Source organism: Pseudomonas sp. SR18 (assembly GCF_023701505.1).
GTDB classification, from domain to species: Bacteria; Pseudomonadota; Gammaproteobacteria; order Pseudomonadales; family Pseudomonadaceae; genus Aquipseudomonas; species Aquipseudomonas cyclaminis.
This window is the reverse complement of the sequence record NZ_JAMQAU010000015.1, coordinates 44,823-60,925: the sequence shown is the minus strand read 5'-3', so window position 1 is coordinate 60,925 and position 16,103 is coordinate 44,823. Positions and strand designations below refer to the sequence as shown.

16 protein-coding genes are annotated in these 16,103 nt (G+C 60.4%); 10 read left to right on the top strand and 6 right to left on the bottom strand.

All coding sequences use genetic code 11. From position 1 onward, the window contains the following. Positions 1-49 precede the first annotated feature (49 nt). From ssp4 to NDJ82_RS20755, 4 genes are all read left to right on the top strand, one after another. Complete coding sequence (gene ssp4, locus NDJ82_RS20770; RefSeq protein ID WP_250926204.1) at positions 50-976, top strand: Ssp4 family T6SS effector; 927 nt, start codon at positions 50-52, stop codon at positions 974-976. 529 nt (positions 977-1,505) lie between these two features. Beyond that, positions 1,506-1,907, top strand: coding sequence for a DUF4440 domain-containing protein (locus NDJ82_RS20765; RefSeq protein ID WP_158876513.1), 402 nt, complete (start codon positions 1,506-1,508; stop codon positions 1,905-1,907). A 105-nt stretch (positions 1,908-2,012) separates the two neighbouring features. Continuing rightward, positions 2,013-2,477 carry a hypothetical protein gene (locus NDJ82_RS20760; RefSeq protein ID WP_250926203.1) on the top strand — a complete coding sequence of 155 codons (465 nt, stop codon included), beginning with the start codon at positions 2,013-2,015 and terminating at the stop codon, positions 2,475-2,477. Beyond that, on the top strand, positions 2,467-2,910 hold the full coding sequence (locus tag NDJ82_RS20755; RefSeq protein WP_250926202.1) for a hypothetical protein: 444 nt from the start codon (positions 2,467-2,469) through the stop codon (positions 2,908-2,910). Before NDJ82_RS20760 ends, NDJ82_RS20755 begins: the two co-directional genes overlap by 11 nt. Positions 2,911-2,983: 73 nt before the next feature. Here NDJ82_RS20755 and NDJ82_RS20750 read toward each other — a convergent pair whose 3' ends face one another. The 4 genes from NDJ82_RS20750 to NDJ82_RS20735 are packed head-to-tail and all read right to left on the bottom strand — an operon-like array spanning position 2,984 to position 7,744. After that, the gene (locus NDJ82_RS20750; RefSeq protein ID WP_099584934.1) at positions 2,984-3,844 is read right to left on the bottom strand and encodes an efflux RND transporter periplasmic adaptor subunit; all 861 of its coding nucleotides are present in this window, start codon (positions 3,842-3,844) and stop codon (positions 2,984-2,986) included. 10 nt (positions 3,845-3,854) lie between these two features. Next, positions 3,855-4,055: a DUF1656 domain-containing protein gene (locus NDJ82_RS20745; protein ID WP_027604741.1), complete on the bottom strand. Its 201-nt coding sequence runs from the start codon at positions 4,053-4,055 to the stop codon at positions 3,855-3,857. Beyond that, positions 4,045-6,222 (bottom strand): FUSC family protein, encoded by a 2,178-nt coding sequence (locus NDJ82_RS20740; RefSeq protein WP_191958178.1) that lies wholly within the window; start codon positions 6,220-6,222, stop codon positions 4,045-4,047. Before NDJ82_RS20740 ends, NDJ82_RS20745 begins: the two co-directional genes overlap by 11 nt. A gap of 10 nt (positions 6,223-6,232) precedes the next feature. Further along, positions 6,233-7,744: an efflux transporter outer membrane subunit gene (locus tag NDJ82_RS20735; RefSeq protein ID WP_250926201.1), complete on the bottom strand. Its 1,512-nt coding sequence runs from the start codon at positions 7,742-7,744 to the stop codon at positions 6,233-6,235. A gap of 228 nt (positions 7,745-7,972) precedes the next feature. On the opposite strand from NDJ82_RS20735, the gene NDJ82_RS20730 reads away from it, so the two are divergent. The 6 genes from NDJ82_RS20730 (at position 7,973) to NDJ82_RS20705 (ending at position 14,755) form a co-directional block, all read left to right on the top strand. Next, positions 7,973-10,180 (top strand): hypothetical protein, encoded by a 2,208-nt coding sequence (locus NDJ82_RS20730; RefSeq protein WP_250926200.1) that lies wholly within the window; start codon positions 7,973-7,975, stop codon positions 10,178-10,180. 97 nt (positions 10,181-10,277) lie between these two features. After that, entirely contained in the window at positions 10,278-11,246 is a 969-nt protein-coding gene (locus NDJ82_RS20725; RefSeq protein ID WP_112193544.1) for a LysR family transcriptional regulator, read from the top strand. Between the two features lie 111 nt (positions 11,247-11,357). Continuing rightward, positions 11,358-12,332 (top strand): 2-hydroxyacid dehydrogenase, encoded by a 975-nt coding sequence (locus tag NDJ82_RS20720; protein WP_112193542.1) that lies wholly within the window; start codon positions 11,358-11,360, stop codon positions 12,330-12,332. 182 nt (positions 12,333-12,514) lie between these two features. Further along, on the top strand, positions 12,515-13,417 hold the full coding sequence (locus NDJ82_RS20715) for a chemotaxis protein CheV (protein WP_099584928.1): 903 nt from the start codon (positions 12,515-12,517) through the stop codon (positions 13,415-13,417). A gap of 3 nt (positions 13,418-13,420) precedes the next feature. After that, positions 13,421-13,903, top strand: coding sequence for a GNAT family N-acetyltransferase (locus NDJ82_RS20710; protein ID WP_250926199.1), 483 nt, complete (start codon positions 13,421-13,423; stop codon positions 13,901-13,903). Between the two features lie 108 nt (positions 13,904-14,011). Further along, positions 14,012-14,755: a YkgJ family cysteine cluster protein gene (locus NDJ82_RS20705; RefSeq protein WP_250926198.1), complete on the top strand. Its 744-nt coding sequence runs from the start codon at positions 14,012-14,014 to the stop codon at positions 14,753-14,755. A 13-nt stretch (positions 14,756-14,768) separates the two neighbouring features. On the opposite strand, the gene NDJ82_RS20700 is transcribed toward NDJ82_RS20705, so the two are convergent. Together NDJ82_RS20700 and NDJ82_RS20695 are read right to left on the bottom strand one after the other, a co-directional pair. Continuing rightward, positions 14,769-15,551, bottom strand: coding sequence for a transporter substrate-binding domain-containing protein (locus NDJ82_RS20700; protein WP_250926197.1), 783 nt, complete (start codon positions 15,549-15,551; stop codon positions 14,769-14,771). 165 nt (positions 15,552-15,716) lie between these two features. Continuing rightward, positions 15,717-15,950, bottom strand: coding sequence for a hypothetical protein (locus NDJ82_RS20695; RefSeq protein WP_099584924.1), 234 nt, complete (start codon positions 15,948-15,950; stop codon positions 15,717-15,719). Positions 15,951-16,103 lie beyond the last annotated feature (153 nt).

Genomic DNA, 16,103 nt, shown 5'->3' with positions numbered 1-16,103 from the left:
GGAAACTAACCCCAGGCTCTTTCACCTCTGTCTACTCACAGGTGAAAGGATGCCAAGGGATTTTATGCGAAGCGGTGTGCCGGATGCGCACACCACGACTCGCCAGCGGCTGACCAGCCTGCTGGACCTGCCCAAACTTTATCGAACCATTGACGCCGACCCGGCCATCGTCGGGGCAGGTGTGGTGCATATCGGCAGTGATTATCAGGTGACGGTGCTGCGTGAGTTTGTGCCGCTGTGCAGTATCAAGCCCAAGCGGGTGATTCTGCGGGAGGTGGTGGGACCGGCGATGACTGCCGATCAGTATGCAGAGCTTGCAGCAAGCTCGCCTCGTGAATCACAGCTGTGGCGCGAAGCGTCGGGAGTGGCTTCCTCCTGTGGAGGGGCCGTAATTGGATACATCGTTGCGAAATCAGGAATCGCAGCAGTGCCTTTCAGCGCGGGTGCCAGCCTTGCATTGAGCTACGTTGCCTACAGCGCTGCGACTGCCAGTGCTCTCCAGTGCGTAAACAGTTCATGGAGAGTCTCCAACGAATTGACCAATCCCGCCAAAAATGACTATTACGACAGCCTGAGCTGGTATCAGGCAATGACAGTCGCTCTGGATGGCATTTCATTGGTCGGGGCCGGTACCACCACCTTCGCTACCGTCAAATCAGTAATGGCTATCAAACGTGCGACTGGGCGTAATTCGACAGACATCTTGAGACTCATGAGTCGCCAGGAACGTGCAAAGTTAACAACCGAAGTACTGCGACTGCAGAACCCTCGCCATCCCCGAGAGATGATTCGTCTGAAGCAACTAGCGGGGCAGCTACCCAAACGCTACAGCAACCTCCAACTGCGGTTGGGCATTCTCACTCAAATAAAAGATCAGATTGGAGCGACCTTGGCCGTTGGAGGCAGCATCTATTCCGGAAATATCAATCACATCGTCATAGGTCTGTATGAGGAGTTTTCCGAATATGACTTATAGCGTCGACCCCTTCCGTGAATATCGAATTTGGCGCCGTTACGCATATCGATTCCTACCGTCATGGGCCAGTGCTCTTCTGCTAATGCTAAACAATATTGCTATCAACATGACACTTAGCTTGTCGTATTACGCAAGGGCCAATCATCTACCGACTGAATTTTCTTTCGGAACCGGTATGGCACTTTGTCTGATTTTTTGCGCAGGCCAGATAATGTTATTTGAAGGCTTCCATCACGCACGGCGAATACTCGTATCTATCGCCATCGTTAATACCTTTCTCGCAATTGGTTACCTGGCCAGTCAGCCGGTGACACTGTTCAACTTATTCCCTCTGTTCACATCGCTGCTCTACATCCTGATCCTTAATTCAAAAAACCATCGCCGATACACGAGCATGTTGAGGGTAAAGCGTCGACGAAAAATCAGGGCCAGCAAGCCATTCGCTTAGGCCTGCCATTCAGTTTGGCGCCGAGTTCACAATCACCGTGCACGTAATCCCCGCCGCCAACGTTTGAAGGGGAATTTGTAAATGATCGACTACAGCGATTTTTTCGAAGAAGTGATCCAGACCCACGTCGAGATCGAGCAATGGTTTGCCGGCGTTGCGCCTGACGGCACCTTGCAAAACCTGCTTGCGCGCTTCTCGCCGCAATTCAGCATGATCGCCCCCGCCAGCGGCACACGCGTCAATGCAGCCGGGGTGAATGCGCTGTTCACGCGCCTGGGCGGGATGCGTCCGGGGCTGAAAATCACCTTGAGTGAAATGGCTGGGATTGACCGGCATGCACGCGGTGCGACGGTGACTTATCGTGAGCATCAGGTTGACGACAGCGGCACCCAAACAGATCGGCGGGCCACCGTGGTGTTTGAGAAGCAGGCGAATGGCGCGCTGTTGTGGCGCCATTTGCATGAAACCTATGTAGCTCAATGAACTAACTGCCCAGCCGGTTCCTACAATAAACAGCGAATGGGCTGACAGCATTACAAGGAAACTATCCCCAGGCTCTTTCACCTCTGTCTACTCACAGGTGAAAGGATGCCAAGGGATTTTATGCGAAGCGGTGTGCCGGATGCGCACACCACGACTCGCCAGCGGCTGACCAGCCTGCTGGACCTGCCCAAACTTTATCGAACCGTTGACGCCGACCCGGCCATTGTCGGGGCAGGTCTGGTGCATATCGGCAGTGATTATCAGGTGACTGTGCTACGTGAGTTTGTACCGCTGTGCAGTATCAAACCCAAGCGGGTGATTCTGCGGGAGGTCACAGGACCGATGATGGCTGCCGATGATTATGCGCAATGGGTGGCAAACTCGCCGCGCGAGTCGCATCTATGGGCACTCCCCAAGCGCTTCAGCAATGTCCAATTACGTCAGGACCTCCTCATTCAGTTAGCCGATCAAGTGGGCGCCGCTTTGGCGGTCACTGGTAGCGGCCTGTCCGGAAACATCAATTCTCTCGTTATTGGGATTTATGAGGAGTTCGGCAGCCATGAACAATGACGTTATCAGCGCCCAGGATCCCCGAACCTTACGTTATTACACCCGACGTTTTGCGTTCACGGTGGGCATGGGGGTATCAATGAGCCTCGTCAGTACTTCCGGCAACTTGTCACATAGCCTGTCGTATTACGCCCGAATATATTACCTGCCAAGCGAATATGCGGTTTTGGCGGCTCTGGTATTACTACTGGTCATCTGCATTGGGATGGCGCTGGTGGCGGCGGGGTTCCGTTTTGGCCCTGTCCTACTGGTGGGCGTCGCAGCGTTGAACGCTATGCTTGCGGCCGACTACCTGGGCAACCAACGAGTGACGATGTTTGCAGTGTTTCCTTTATTTCAAGCGCTGTTCTGGTTGTTCCTACTCCACACAAGAAACCACCGCCGCTACGTCAGTATGTTGCGAGTCAGGCGTCGACGAAAAGTCAGAGCCTAAGTCCTCATCTGAGACAAAACCCGATCTGCCTATCAACAAAAAACGAATGTGGGAGCTTGCCAGCTCCCACAATTTAGTTTCGTGTCTGGTCAACGATCACCGTGCACGTAATCCCCGCCGCCAACAACACCCCGTCTGGCACTTCATCAATGTGAATCCGCACCGGCACGCGCTGGGCCAGCCTCACCCAGTTGAAGGTCGGGTTCACATCGGCAATCAGCTCGCGGCTCTCGGGGTTGTCGCGGTCGTAGATACCACGCGAGATGCTTTCTACATGCCCCTTCAACGTTTCGCCGCTCATCAATTGCATATCGGCTTTGTCACCGACTTTCACATGGGGCAGCTTGGTTTCTTCAAAGAAACCGTACACCCAGAACGAGTTCATATCGACCACGGCCATCTTGGCTTCGCCGATGCGCGCGTAGTCGCCGCGATGCACGTTGAGGTTGGTGACGTAGCCATCCACGGCCGCCACGACCTGGGTGCGTTTCAGGTTGAGTTCGGCGGCTTCCAGCTGTGCCAGCGCGTGTTGGTAGTCGGCCAGGGCCGAGTCGGCGATGTTGCTCGCGTCGTCGCGGTTTTCCCTGGAGATCACCAGGGCGTCGAGGTCGGCACGGCGATGGGCGTTGACCTTGCGCATTTCCCAGGTGGCTTTGCGCGAAGCCACCAGCGACTGCGCCTGCTTGACCGCGATGCGGTAGTGCTCGGGGTCGATCTGCATCAGCAGGTCGCCCTTTTTCACCAACTGGTTGTCGCGCACCGGCACGTCGACCACTTCGCCGGTCACGTCGGCGGCTACGTTGATGATGTCGGCGCGAACACGGCCATCGCGGGTCCATGGGGTTTGCATGTAGTGCACCCACAGTGTGCGGCCTATCCAGATCGCCAAGGCCAGTACCAGCAAGGTGGCGAGCAGGCTGAAAAACTTTTTCATCGGGGCATTCTCAACGGTAGACGGTCAGCGCCAGGGCGCCGAACAGGCAAACGAACAGGCTCAGGCGCAGCAACGCCGGGTGCCAGAAAAAGCGGTACAGGTCGAAGCCGGCCAGAAAGCGGTCCAGCGCCCAGGCAAGCGCCGCTGCGATCAGGAACATCAGGGTCATGGTCGGCATATAGATGCCGTGGAATGCGATTTCACGGGGCATTCGGGGTTCCTTTGAAAGCCGCCAGCGGTGACTGCGGGTCGAGCAACGAGGTGCGGATAAAGTGCAGGTAGCTTTTCACCCGGCGCAGGGCCGAAGTGTCGAAGTGCGGGGCGAAGGGCTCGTCGGTGGCCTGTACGCGGCTGATCGCATGGTCGACGGCAATGAGGCCGCGCTCCAGGTTGCTCGCGCTGGGCTGCAGGAACAGCCGTACCAGCGAGCGCCCCATCACGCGGATCGCCTGGCGCCATGGCTGGGATTCGGCATACGCCGGGTGTACCGGCAGGATCGCCTGTTCCTTGCGCAACTCAATGATCGCGTGGCCGACTTCCAGCACCACGAACATCCAGCGCAGCAGATCACGCTGCACCTGCGGCTGTCCGACGGCGAGGCCGTAGGCCTGGTGCAACAGGTCACGGGTGCGGCTTTCAAAACTCGACGCCAAGCCCTTGAGTTTGCCGCTGATGGCGTACACCACTTGTTCGCGCAGGTCCTGCTCCAGGCGCCGCCACAGCCAGCGGCTGTTGGGCGGCAGGATGATCGCACCGGCGGCGGCGCACACCAGCATGCCGAGGATCATGGCGATGTAGTCGTTGATAAAGGTGTACGGGTTGTAGACCGTGAGGTTGTCCGGCACCGAGCCGGTGCTGAAGAAGATCAACAGGCCCACACCAACACCTGCGTACTGCGGGCGTGACGCCAGGAAAGCACCGAAGATGATCACCGGCGCGAGCATCACGCACAGCAGCGGGAAGCCGTCGATCCAGGGGAACACGAAGAACATTTCGACAAACCCCACCAACGCCCCGATCAACGTGCCGCAGGCCATCTGGAACGCCATGCGTTTCGGGTTGGGCGTGGCGGCGGACAAGCCGACGGTGGCGGCCGCGATCAGGGTCATGGTGGCGCCGCTGGGCCAGGCGGTTGCCACCCAATAACTGCCCAGCACAATCAGGATGAATGACGCGCGAATCCCCGAAGCGGCGCAGGCCAGCCAGTTGGTCTTCGGCGTATAGGCTTCGTCCCAGTCTTCCCGTGCGTGGCTGTGATCGGCGAGGGAGGCGTGGGTTTGCGCATAGTTGTGCAAGTCGTCGACGAAGCGGTAAAGCAGCTCGTAGGCGGTGTGGAAATCCAGTTGTTCGGCTTCAGTCGGGTCGCCTTCCTGAAAGGCCGTGCGCAGGCTGCGCACCTTGGCCGGCAGGCTGTCTTTATAAATGCTCAGTTGGTTGACCAGCCGTGCAGCGTCGGGGCTGGTGAGGGCGCGGCCGGAGAACCCGTCGAGTACTTCGGCAAGGTCTTGCAGGCCGGGCTTGATCGCCGCCGCCACATGATCCGCAGCATCCGTGCGCAGCCGTTCCAGCAACTGGTGCAAGGCGTTGAAGCGCGTGGTGATGCTCATGAATTCGCTGTTGAGGCGACTGAGCCGACCGTTGCGTCGGCGCATATGCGGGTCTTCGAACACGGTGACGCTGCGCAGCCCTTCCAGGCCAACGGCTTCGGCGATGAAGCGCACGTTACTCGCCTCGAAGCCGTCACGCTGGCTGCGCCCGCGCAGGCCATCGGTGACGAACAGCGCGAACACGCCAAAGCGCTGATACAACGCATTACGCATGGCAGCGCTAGCGGTCTGCGGCAAAATCGCGGCGCTGACCAGGGTGGAACAGATAATCCCCAAGGAAATTTCCAGCACCCGCCATACCGCCGCCATAAAAGCGCCGTCCGGATGGGCCAGCGCCGGCAAGCCGACCATCGCCGCCGTGTAGCCGGCCAGCACAAAACCATAGGCACGAAAGTTACGGTTGCGCGTCGCCCCGGCCGTGCAGATGCCGACCCAGATCGCCAGGGCGCCGAGAAACAGTTCGGTGTTTTGCGCAAACAAGGCGATCAGCAACACCATGACCGCCGAGCCCGTCAGGGTGCCGAGGAAGCGGTAAAAGCTCTTGGCGAACACCTGGCCGCTCTGCGGCTGCATCACGATAAACACTGTGATCATGGCGGTACGCGGTTGCGGCAGTTCCAGGCGCATGGCCAGCCACAGAGTGAGAAACGCCGCAATCAACACCTTGAAGATATACACCCAGGTCACGCCGTCGCTGCGTGCCCAGTCGAAAAAGCCACGGCGCCACTCAAGGGAATGCAGCCAGCGCAGCGGTGCAGGCAAGGGAGTCATCACAACCTACTCAGTGATCGAATACGGCAAGGGCCGCCGGGGTTTTGCTCGGGAGGGTCTTGGCGTTTTGCGGTGCGTCCTGGCCTGCTTCAAGGCCGCCGCCCAAGGCGGTCACCAGTTCGGCATGGGCGCTCAGGCGCGCCGCCTGGACTTGCTGCTCGATCTGTTGCTGGCGCAACAGCAACGTCTGGGCGTTGAGCACAGTGAGGTAATCGGTAAGGCCGCGCTGGTAGGCGATCATCGCGATGTCATAGGTTTTCTGCGCCGAGGCCACCGATTGCGCGGCGAAGCCTTGTTGCTTGTCCAGGGATTCGCGGCGGATCAACTGGTCGCTGATGCCCTTGAGCGCAGTGACCAGCGTCTGGTTGTAGCGCGCCACGGCGATGTCGTAACCAGCGCTGGCCTCGCCCAGCTCGGCACGCAAGCGGCCGCCGTCGAAGATCGGCAAGGTGATCGCCGGGCCGACGCTGTAATTGAATTTCTTGCCCGCCAGAAACGCCAGCATGCCGCCGCCGGTGGCCATGTAGCCGAGGCTGCCGACCAGATCGACGTTGGGGTAGAAGCCGGCGTGCGCCACGTCGATGCCCCGCGCCTGGGCCGCCACTTGCCAGCGGCTGGCAACCACATCCGGGCGCTGGCCGAGCAATTGCGCGGGCAACGCGGATGGCAGTTTAAGCGGCGCGGCGAGGGACAGGCTTGGGCGTTGCAACTGCGCACCCTCCCCCGGGCCTTTGCCCGCCAACGCCGCCAACTGGTTACGGCTCAGAGCGATTTCCTCGTCGAGGGCGTCCAGTTGACGATGGGTTTCAGGCAGCGGGGTTTCGGCCTGGCTCACATCGAAATGCGTGCCGATACCGGCGTTCAAGCGTTTGTTGGCCAGGTCAAGAATCTGCTCTTGCTGGGCCAACGTGGCGGCGGCGATATCGCGGTTGGCGTAATGCAACGACAGCTGGATATAGGCGCGCACCACGTTGTTCTGCAGTTCAAGTTGGGCCTGGCGTGCTTCGGCGGCGCTCATGTGGGCCAGGTCGACGGCGCGCTCGGTGGCATTGCTATCGCGGCCCCACAGGTCGAGGGCGTAGCTCAGGCCCAAGGACGCATTGTTGTCCCAGGTGTTGGCACCGCTCAATTCGCCAGGGCCGTAGAACTGATCCTTGGGCCAGTTGTGACGCTTGAGGCTAGTGTCGCTGTTGATCTGCAACGACTCAGCCGACTCGGCAACCCCGGCCATGGCCCGCGCTTCACGCACCCGCGCGGCGGCCATGGCCATGCTCGGGCTGCTTTGCGTGGCGAGTTCGACCCAGTGATTGAGCTGCGGGTCGCCGTAGGCTTGCCACCATTGTGCGGTGGGCCAGTGGGCGTCCTGGGCGGCGCTCTGGATCGCTTCATCGGTGGCCAGGGCATTGGCGCTCAAGGCGTGGCCTTGGGGAGCGATTCCTCCGGTTCCGATGCAGCCGCTGATTGCTAACGATAAGGCCCAAACACTGAGAGTCTTAAGCTCTCTGCTGATGCGACGCGGCACGGCAAGCGAATTCCTGAGGTGGTAAAGCGCGAAGGTGGCGCAATTCTAGGCGGCGGGAGGAATCGCGATAAGCGGGCATTCCTGTGAATCTTTGTTACCGTTCGGGCGATAATCCACGCGGCTGCGCACACTGTTCGGATATTTAAGCGATGGCCTCAGCACTCGCCCTACATCACGCGGCACCGAGGGGTATCACACTAGGGAGCATCACCGCCTCTGGAGCACACGATGCTGACGGTCCCCGGCATATTGAACCCGCACGGTCGGGTACACACGCCAGCGCAAGAAACTGTCGACGCGTTGCGCAGGCAGTTGCACATAGCGCCCAAACCTCTGCGCCCCGACATGCTGCCTCTGCAACGGGATGTACGCTGGATCGCCGACACGGTGCTGGAGAAGCTCGTACTGCTTGCGGGCTATCATCGCGATCAATCAGCAATAGAAGCGCTGCATTACACGCTGACCCACAGCGCGCCGAGGTTAGAGGTGTCGACGCAGGAGCTTGCAGGTTTCTACGCGTTTTTCAAAAAAGCCGAGCGCCTGCTTGACCGGCATCGCAGCCATGAAAATCCGCAGATCGAGGCAGACCATACCCTGTGTCGCGCCCTTAAATGGCAATTCCGTGCGGCGGCCGGTGAGGAGCGACACCAGCGCCTGACCCAGCGGTTGCTGCCTTCTCTTGCCTACATTCGCGCCGGGGGCGAACGCATCAACCACCGTCATATTGGCTACAACGTGGCGCTGGATCCGGCGCGACAACTCCAGGCCGGACCGCAACTGGCAGCTGACTCCCGCCTGCAAATCACTGACGATCAGCACCTCAAGAGCACGCGGGTGATTGCCCTGCAGGGCACGTTCAAATCAACGCTGGCTACCATGACTAAAGCTCAGACCCACCAGCAAATCGCCCTTGGGCATGTTTCGTCCCGCACGTACGCGAACCTGGAGCACTACGCCGACGCCCGCAGCCATTCTGTCCGTACCTCCTTGAGCGAAAGCATCGGTCAAACGGCCCGGCACCTGAGCAGCATCGTGAGTGACCATTACAATCTGCCAAGGGACAGGGCTTACTCTGCCCTGAGCCAACCGTATCTCAGGCAAGCGCTGGCCAGTGCCGGCCTGCCAGACGTTGAACTGCCCTGCCTGCAGAACACACCTGCACCGGTCATGACCGAAACAGGCATCGCATTCAGTGCTCGCAGTAAAGTGGCGGCTGATTTTTTCAGCTTCCTGAAGCTGAACAGCGGCCTGTCGCTGACATTACACCGCACCCACCAACACAAAACCTTGGACATTCTCGGCCTGCACGAAACAGCGCCGGCAATGGCCTTGCAACAACTGGCGGCGCTGACGCACCACGGCGATACCCCGGCAAGGCTGCTGGACGACATGAAAAACCACGTTACGTCCAACAGCTACCAATTCACCCAACACGCCAGCACCTGCGCGCTGGCATCCGAGCTGAATGCCAGCCTGCATGCGAGCAACAGACAAGCGCGAGCCTTGATGGAGCGCTATGTGCTGCTTCAGACACACTCGCGCATCGATCCCGATGTGGATAAGCACCTACGCGAAGTCATACATCAGAACCGGGCGCTGCTTCGGCCCGAGGCGTTGAAAGTGTACAAGCTGACAACCCAGGCCCAGATACTCAGTGGCTACGTATCTGCCACGGCCTCGTCGCAGGCCGAGGGCGGCAAAGGGGTGACGATCGCATACAGTCATCGAAAGCTGGACGACCCCCACCTGAGTGGCGATTACCTGGAGATCGATATCGCTGCGCTCAAGTCCATGAACGTTGTGAAAGGAGTCCTGCGAAACGTCTTGGCGGCCCTGGGAAACCAGGCGTTCGATTGGGAAAACCTTATCCGCTCGATCACCGAATCACTGCTCATGCCCAATAAGTCGCCGTCCACCCATATATTGGTCAAGATCAAACATGGAGAGCCGGTGGTGCTGCTCACCCGCTACACGGTGAACAAATCCCGCGACTTGGCGCTTCCAGAGAGGCTTGAGCACTTAAGCGGTGTTGAAGCGCAGTCCCTGCGCACACGCCAGACCCTAGTCCGGGAACAATTGGGCAGCGAGTCGCTGGATCACCTGCTGCCAATCGCCCGCCGCTACCTGGGCGCCCCTGGGCAACGATCGGGTTGGGATGATTACGTACAGCGGCATGCCAATGACCTGCATGGGTTACTCGACACCATCGCCCGACAGGCACACGGTACGGTGTTGAGCGCAGAACTGGATGCGCTCAAGCGCGTCAGCCCGGCACTGACCCAGGCGGTCGAAACCCTGACGCAACATGCACAGACCGCCTTGCAAGCACCTACCGCTGAAAACCGCAGCCAGGCGCGGGAGGCATTCAATCATCTGGTGGTGGAATACCTGCCGCACTATGAGGCGAACGTCTGTAAGGCCTGGACCTTGTCTTGAGCCATGGAGGCTTATGCCCAGGAAGAGCAGTGGCCAGCGGATACACACCTGCGCGCAACTTCATGTCACAATTTGACATCTCCCCTGAGAACACTCCATGGACACCTTGCAAAACATGCGCGCCTTCAGTTGTGTGGCCGAAGCGGGTAGCTTCACCGCCGCCGCAGCGCAACTGGACACCACCACGGCCAACGTCTCGCGCGCGGTCTCCAATCTGGAGGCCCATCTGCAAACCCGCCTGCTCAACCGCACCACCCGGCGCATTGCCCTCACCGAAGCCGGCAAACGCTACCTGCTACGCTGCGAGCAGATCCTGGCCTATGTCGAAGAAGCCGAGGCCGAAGCCAGCGACGCCCACGCACGCCCCGCCGGGCAATTGAAAGTGCACACCATGACCGGGATTGGCCAGCATTTCGTCATCGACGCGATCGCCCGCTACCGCCGCACCCACCCGGACGTAACCTTCGACCTGACCCTGGCCAACCGCGTGCCGGACCTGCTCGACGAAGGCTACGACGTGTCCATCGTACTGGCCAGCGAGCTGCCGGACTCGGGGTTTGTGTCCCAACGCCTGGGCATCACCTACAGCATCGCCTGCGCCTCGCCGGATTACGTCAAGGCCAAGGGCTGTGCCCACCGCCCCCATGATCTGCTAAACCACGCCTGCCTGCGCCTGGTCAGCCCGGTGATTCAGTTGGACAAATGGACCTTCAACGGCCCGGAAGGCCAGGAAAGCGTGGCGATCAACACCTCGCCATTCCTGGTCAACTCGGCCGACGCGATGAAAACCGCGATCACCAGCGGCATGGGCATCGGCCTGTTGCCGGTGTATGCGGCCATCGAAGGCTTGCGCAATGGCACGCTGGTGCGGGTGATGCCCAACTACCGCTCCCAGGAATTGAACCTGTACGCCATCTACCCATCGCGCCAGTACCTGGATGCGAAGATCAAGACCTGGGTGGAATACCTGCGTGGCTCGTTGCCGGAGATTCTGGCGGCGCATCAGGCGGAGTTGGTGGCGTATGAGTTGAGTGGCAGCCTCAGCGGCGCGCGGTTGGCGAACTGATTTCAACGAGGCGAATATCACTGCCCGCTTTAGATCTGCGGTGTCCTGACAATTGCGGGCAAGAATGTTAGCTTGCTTGGCATTCTTCCGTAGTCGATGAGCCCGCCTGCCATGAAAAAGACTGTCCTCGCCTTCAGCCGCGTCACCCCGCCAATGATCGAACGCCTGCAACAGGATTTCGAGGTGATCGCGCCCAACCCCAAGCTGGGTGACATCAATGCGCAATTCAACGAAGCCCTGCCCCACGCCCACGGCCTGATTGGCGTGGGTCGCAAGCTGGGCCGTGCGCAGCTCGAAGGCGCGAGCAAGCTGGAGGTGGTGTCCAGCGTGTCGGTGGGCTACGACAACTACGACGTGCCGTACTTCAACGAGCGCGGGATCATGCTGACCAACACCCCCGACGTGCTCACCGAAAGTACTGCCGACCTGGCCTTCGCCCTGCTGATGAGCAGCGCACGCCGGGTAGCCGAACTGGACGCCTGGACCAAGGCCGGCCAGTGGAAAGCCAGCGTTGGCGCCCCCTTGTTTGGCTGCGATGTGCACGGCAAGACCCTGGGCATCGTCGGCATGGGCAATATCGGCGCGGCCGTGGCTCGTCGCGGGCGCCTGGGCTTCAACATGCCGATCCTGTATAGCGGCAACAGCCGCAAGCTTGAACTTGAACAAGCGCTGGGCGCACAGTGGCGCAGCCTGGACCAGTTGCTGGCCGAGGCGGATTTCGTCTGCCTGGTGGTGCCGCTCAGCGACAAGACCCGTCACCTGATCAGCACCCGCGAGCTGGGGCTGATGAAATCCAGCGCGATCCTGATCAACATCTCCCGTGGCCCGGTGGTGGACGAGCCGGCGCTGATCCAGGCCTTGCAGAACCAGACCATTCGGGGCGCCGGGCTGGATGTGTACGAGCAAGAGCCACTGGCGCAATCCCCGTTGTTCCAGCTGAGCAATGCGGTGACCCTGCCGCACATCGGCTCGGCGACCCACGAGACCCGCGAAGCCATGGCCAACCGCGCCCTGGACAACCTGCGCAGCGCGCTGCTGGGCCAGCGCCCACAGGATCTGGTGAACCCACAGGTGTGGAAGGGCTAAGACAGCAGGCACGAACGGTGGCGAGGGAGCTTGCTCCCGCTCGGCGGCGAAGCGGCCCCAAAAGCCTGGGAGCGCTGCGCACTCCAGCGCGAGCAACAACAAGCAAGGCGCCTACAGTTTTCTGTGTTCACGTCGATAACCTTCCATAGAAGATCGTCATCCCTGATCCACAGAAGGTTTTTATGTCCACCACCAAAGCCCGCGCAGACTCCCTCTCGCTTCTGCTCTTTACGTTGCGCAGCGGCAAGCTGATGGCCATCAACCTGCTGAAAGTCAGCGAAATCATTCCTTGCCCGCCGCTGACCAAGCTGCCGGAGTCGCACCCTAACGTCAAAGGCATCGCCACCCTGCGCGGTGCCTCGCTGTCGGTGATCGACCTCAGCCGCGCCTTGGGTGAACGCCCTCTGGAAGATCCAGACGGCGGCTGCCTGATCGTCACCGACGTGAGCCGCTCCAAACAGGGCCTGCATGTGCAGGCCGTGAGCAAGATCGTGCACTGCCTGACGACTGACATCCGCCCACCGCCCTACGGCTCCGGCGGCAACCGTGCATTCATCACTGGGGTGACTCAGGTGGAAGGCGGCCTGGTGCAGGTGCTGGATATCGAAAAAGTCATCCACGGCATCGCGCCGGCACCGATTGAAGCTGCGCCGACCGACCTGACCATGGAAGAAGCCGAAGTGCTCGGCAATGCGCGAATCCTGGTGGTGGATGACAGCCAGGTCGCCCTGCAGCAGTCCGTGCATACCCTGCGCAACCTCGGCCTGACCTGCCACACGGCGCGCAGTGCCAAGGAAGCCATCGATGTACTGCTGGAGCTGCAAGGCACTGCCGCGCAGATCAATGTGGTGGTTTCGGATATCGAGATGTCCGAAATGGACGGTTACGCCCTCACCCGCACGCTGCGTGAAACGCCGGACTTCCAGCACCTGTACATATTGCTGCACACGTCCCTGGACAGCGCGATGAACAGCGAAAAGGCGCGCCTGGCCGGTGCCAATGCGGTACTGACCAAGTTCTCCTCCCCTGAGCTGACCAAATGCCTGGTGGTGGCCGCGCAAACCGTGGCGCAACAGGGCCTGTAATCGATGGCGGCGTATTACCAACTGCTGCGCCGCGACCTCACCGCCGGCCTGCCCGCGCCACAATGGCCGGCCGGGACCGTGCTGGACCACTACCGTGCCGATCTGGCGCCGGCGATTCACGCCGTACTGAGCATGACCCAGGAGCAGGGCGGCGGCCGTGTCGCCAGCCTGGATGAATGGCGACAACAGTTCGTCACTGATGCCGAATTCGACCCCTCGCTGTGCCTGGTCGCCAGCAACGCCGACGGTATTCTCGGCGTGGCCCAGTGCTGGACCAGCGCCTTTATCAAGAACGTCTCCATACATCCGTGCGCCCAAGGCCAGGGGCTGGGCCGCGCGTTGTTGCTGCACACTTTCCAGGTGTTCAAGCAACGCGGCGAACCCTATGTGGACCTCAAGGTGCTGGAGAGCAACCTGCGCGCCCGGCATCTGTATGAAAGCGCAGGCATGGTGTTTGTACTGCGGGATGTCGTCGCAGAGGACTGACAGGCGCTGGCGCATAACTTGCTTCCAGACTGCCATACCGGTGCAAAGAGGTAAAAACCCGTCACCGTGATTGCGTGCCCTCCGACCTAGCCTGGTAAAAGATCCGCCATGAACACTCATTTTTCCTGCGTTGGTTGCGGTAAATGCTGCAGCGACCATCACGTCCCCCTGACCCTTGCCGAAGCCCGTATGTGGGCGGCGGACGGCGGTAACGTCATTGTTCTGGTAGAGGGATTCCTCGGTAACGGACTGGGCCTGCCCCCACTGCAACGCGAGCATGCCGAGCGCCGTTCGGTGGTGGTGCCCAGCGGCAGCACCGAAGCGTTTGTGGCCATTACCTTTGCCGCCTATAACGCCGGGCGCTGCCGGAATCTTGACGAAGACAACCTGTGCCGCATCTATGAGCGTCGCCCATTGGTGTGCCGCATCTACCCGATGGAGATCAACCCGCATATCCCGCTCAACCCTGCCGCCAAGGATTGCCCGCCGGAATCATGGGAGCAGGGCCCCGCGCTGATCGTCGGCGGCGAACTGGCGGACCCGGAACTCGCGATACTGATCCAGCGTTCGCGCCAGGCCGACCGCGACGATGTGCAGACCAAGGAAGCGGTGTGCGCCTTGCTGGGCATTCGCACCACGGCGCTCAAGGGTGATGGGTTTACCGCGTACTTGCCGGACATGGGCGCATTTGCCCAGGCGATCGAGTTGGCGGTTGAGCAGCCGCCCGTGGCCAATGAGTGGGTGTTTCATGTGTCCGGGCTGGACATCGCCGAGCAGATACTCGATGCAGGGGCGCAGATTGCCACGCAGGTGCCGGCCAATTATGCGTTTATCTCGTTGCGGGCTGCGTAGGCCTTATTGGCCATCATGACGCAGCGGGAGCAGCGTCCAGTCGGTAGGATTGAATGATCCGCTGGTACTCACCACTCTGCTTCAACTGTTCGAGGGCGCAGTTAAGCTCCTGGCGCAATGCGGTGTCGGGCTTACGCACCGCAATCGCTACACCATCGCCGAGCAGCGGCGCCGAAATGGGTGGGCCGAGGAAGTCAAAATCCCGGCCTTCGTCGGTGTCGAGCAAGGCTTCACGGATTTCTACGGTGCCTTGCAAGGTTGCCTCGATTTCGCCGGCCACCAGACTGCGCACCAGATCGTCATTGAGCCAGAAGCTCTTGATGATGACGCCCCGGCGCGCCCACTTCGTCCGGGCAAAGGCTTCACGGTTGCTCCCCAGCAATACGCCGATCCGCTTGCCCTTGAGCGACCTTACTTGGGGCAGCAGGCCGGATGTGCTGCGGCCCACCAGGCGTGTGGTAAAGGGGTAGAGGTGATCGGTGAAGCTGACCGAACGCCGCCGCTCCAGCGTAGGTGCCATCCCCATGATTGCGTCGAATTTTCTGGCTTCGAGGGCGGGAAAGTCTTCGACAAGCACCTGATCGACCCAGACGCAACGTGCATTCAACTGCACGCACAGGGCATTGCCCAGCTCGATGTTCAAGCCCACCAACTGCCCTTGCGGGTTACGGCTCTGGAAGGGTGGGAATTGCGCAGCAACCCCAAAACGAATTTCGCGACGCGGTTGATCAGCGGCCGCGAGCGCATCAGCCGAAAGCAACAGGGCAAACATGACACAGATGTGTATCAGGGCCACGGGAAACGTCCTTTTCCGGAAAGACCAGCGCCGCCCTGTTCCCCCTTGAATCACGGGGACAGAGCAAAGGCGGTGCAAGCTTTCAAGAAAGGGCCGTAGACCTGCAATCAGAAATATCAGCGGAGGCTGTAGGCAACAGTCGACACGACGTGCAACGGGTTAATCTCAGCGTTTACCCATCGAACGACGAGTGCCCGGTGGTGCCATGCCCGGTGACTTGGTGTGGCCATTCTTGGCGCCGTTTTTGTACCAAGGCTGGGCGGCATTCTTGGCCCCGGCCAGCTCACCCGGCTTGAACGGAAACTTGAACGCCGGGATCTCGGCTTTTTCAACGCTTTCGGCGCTGGCCGGATCGACGATGTCGGTCGCTTCAACAGAGGGTTGTGTCGGGGAAGTCATGGAAGCTCCGGAGCGTGCAAAAAATGATGCGGGGCCGGCTTGCGGGCCACAGTGGCGCGCAGTATACCTGCGCGCCTCAGATCTTTAACCACCGCCTGTACGAATGGTCGGAGTTTGCTGACAGCGCTGTCAGTTAGCAGTCACCGTGCTGAC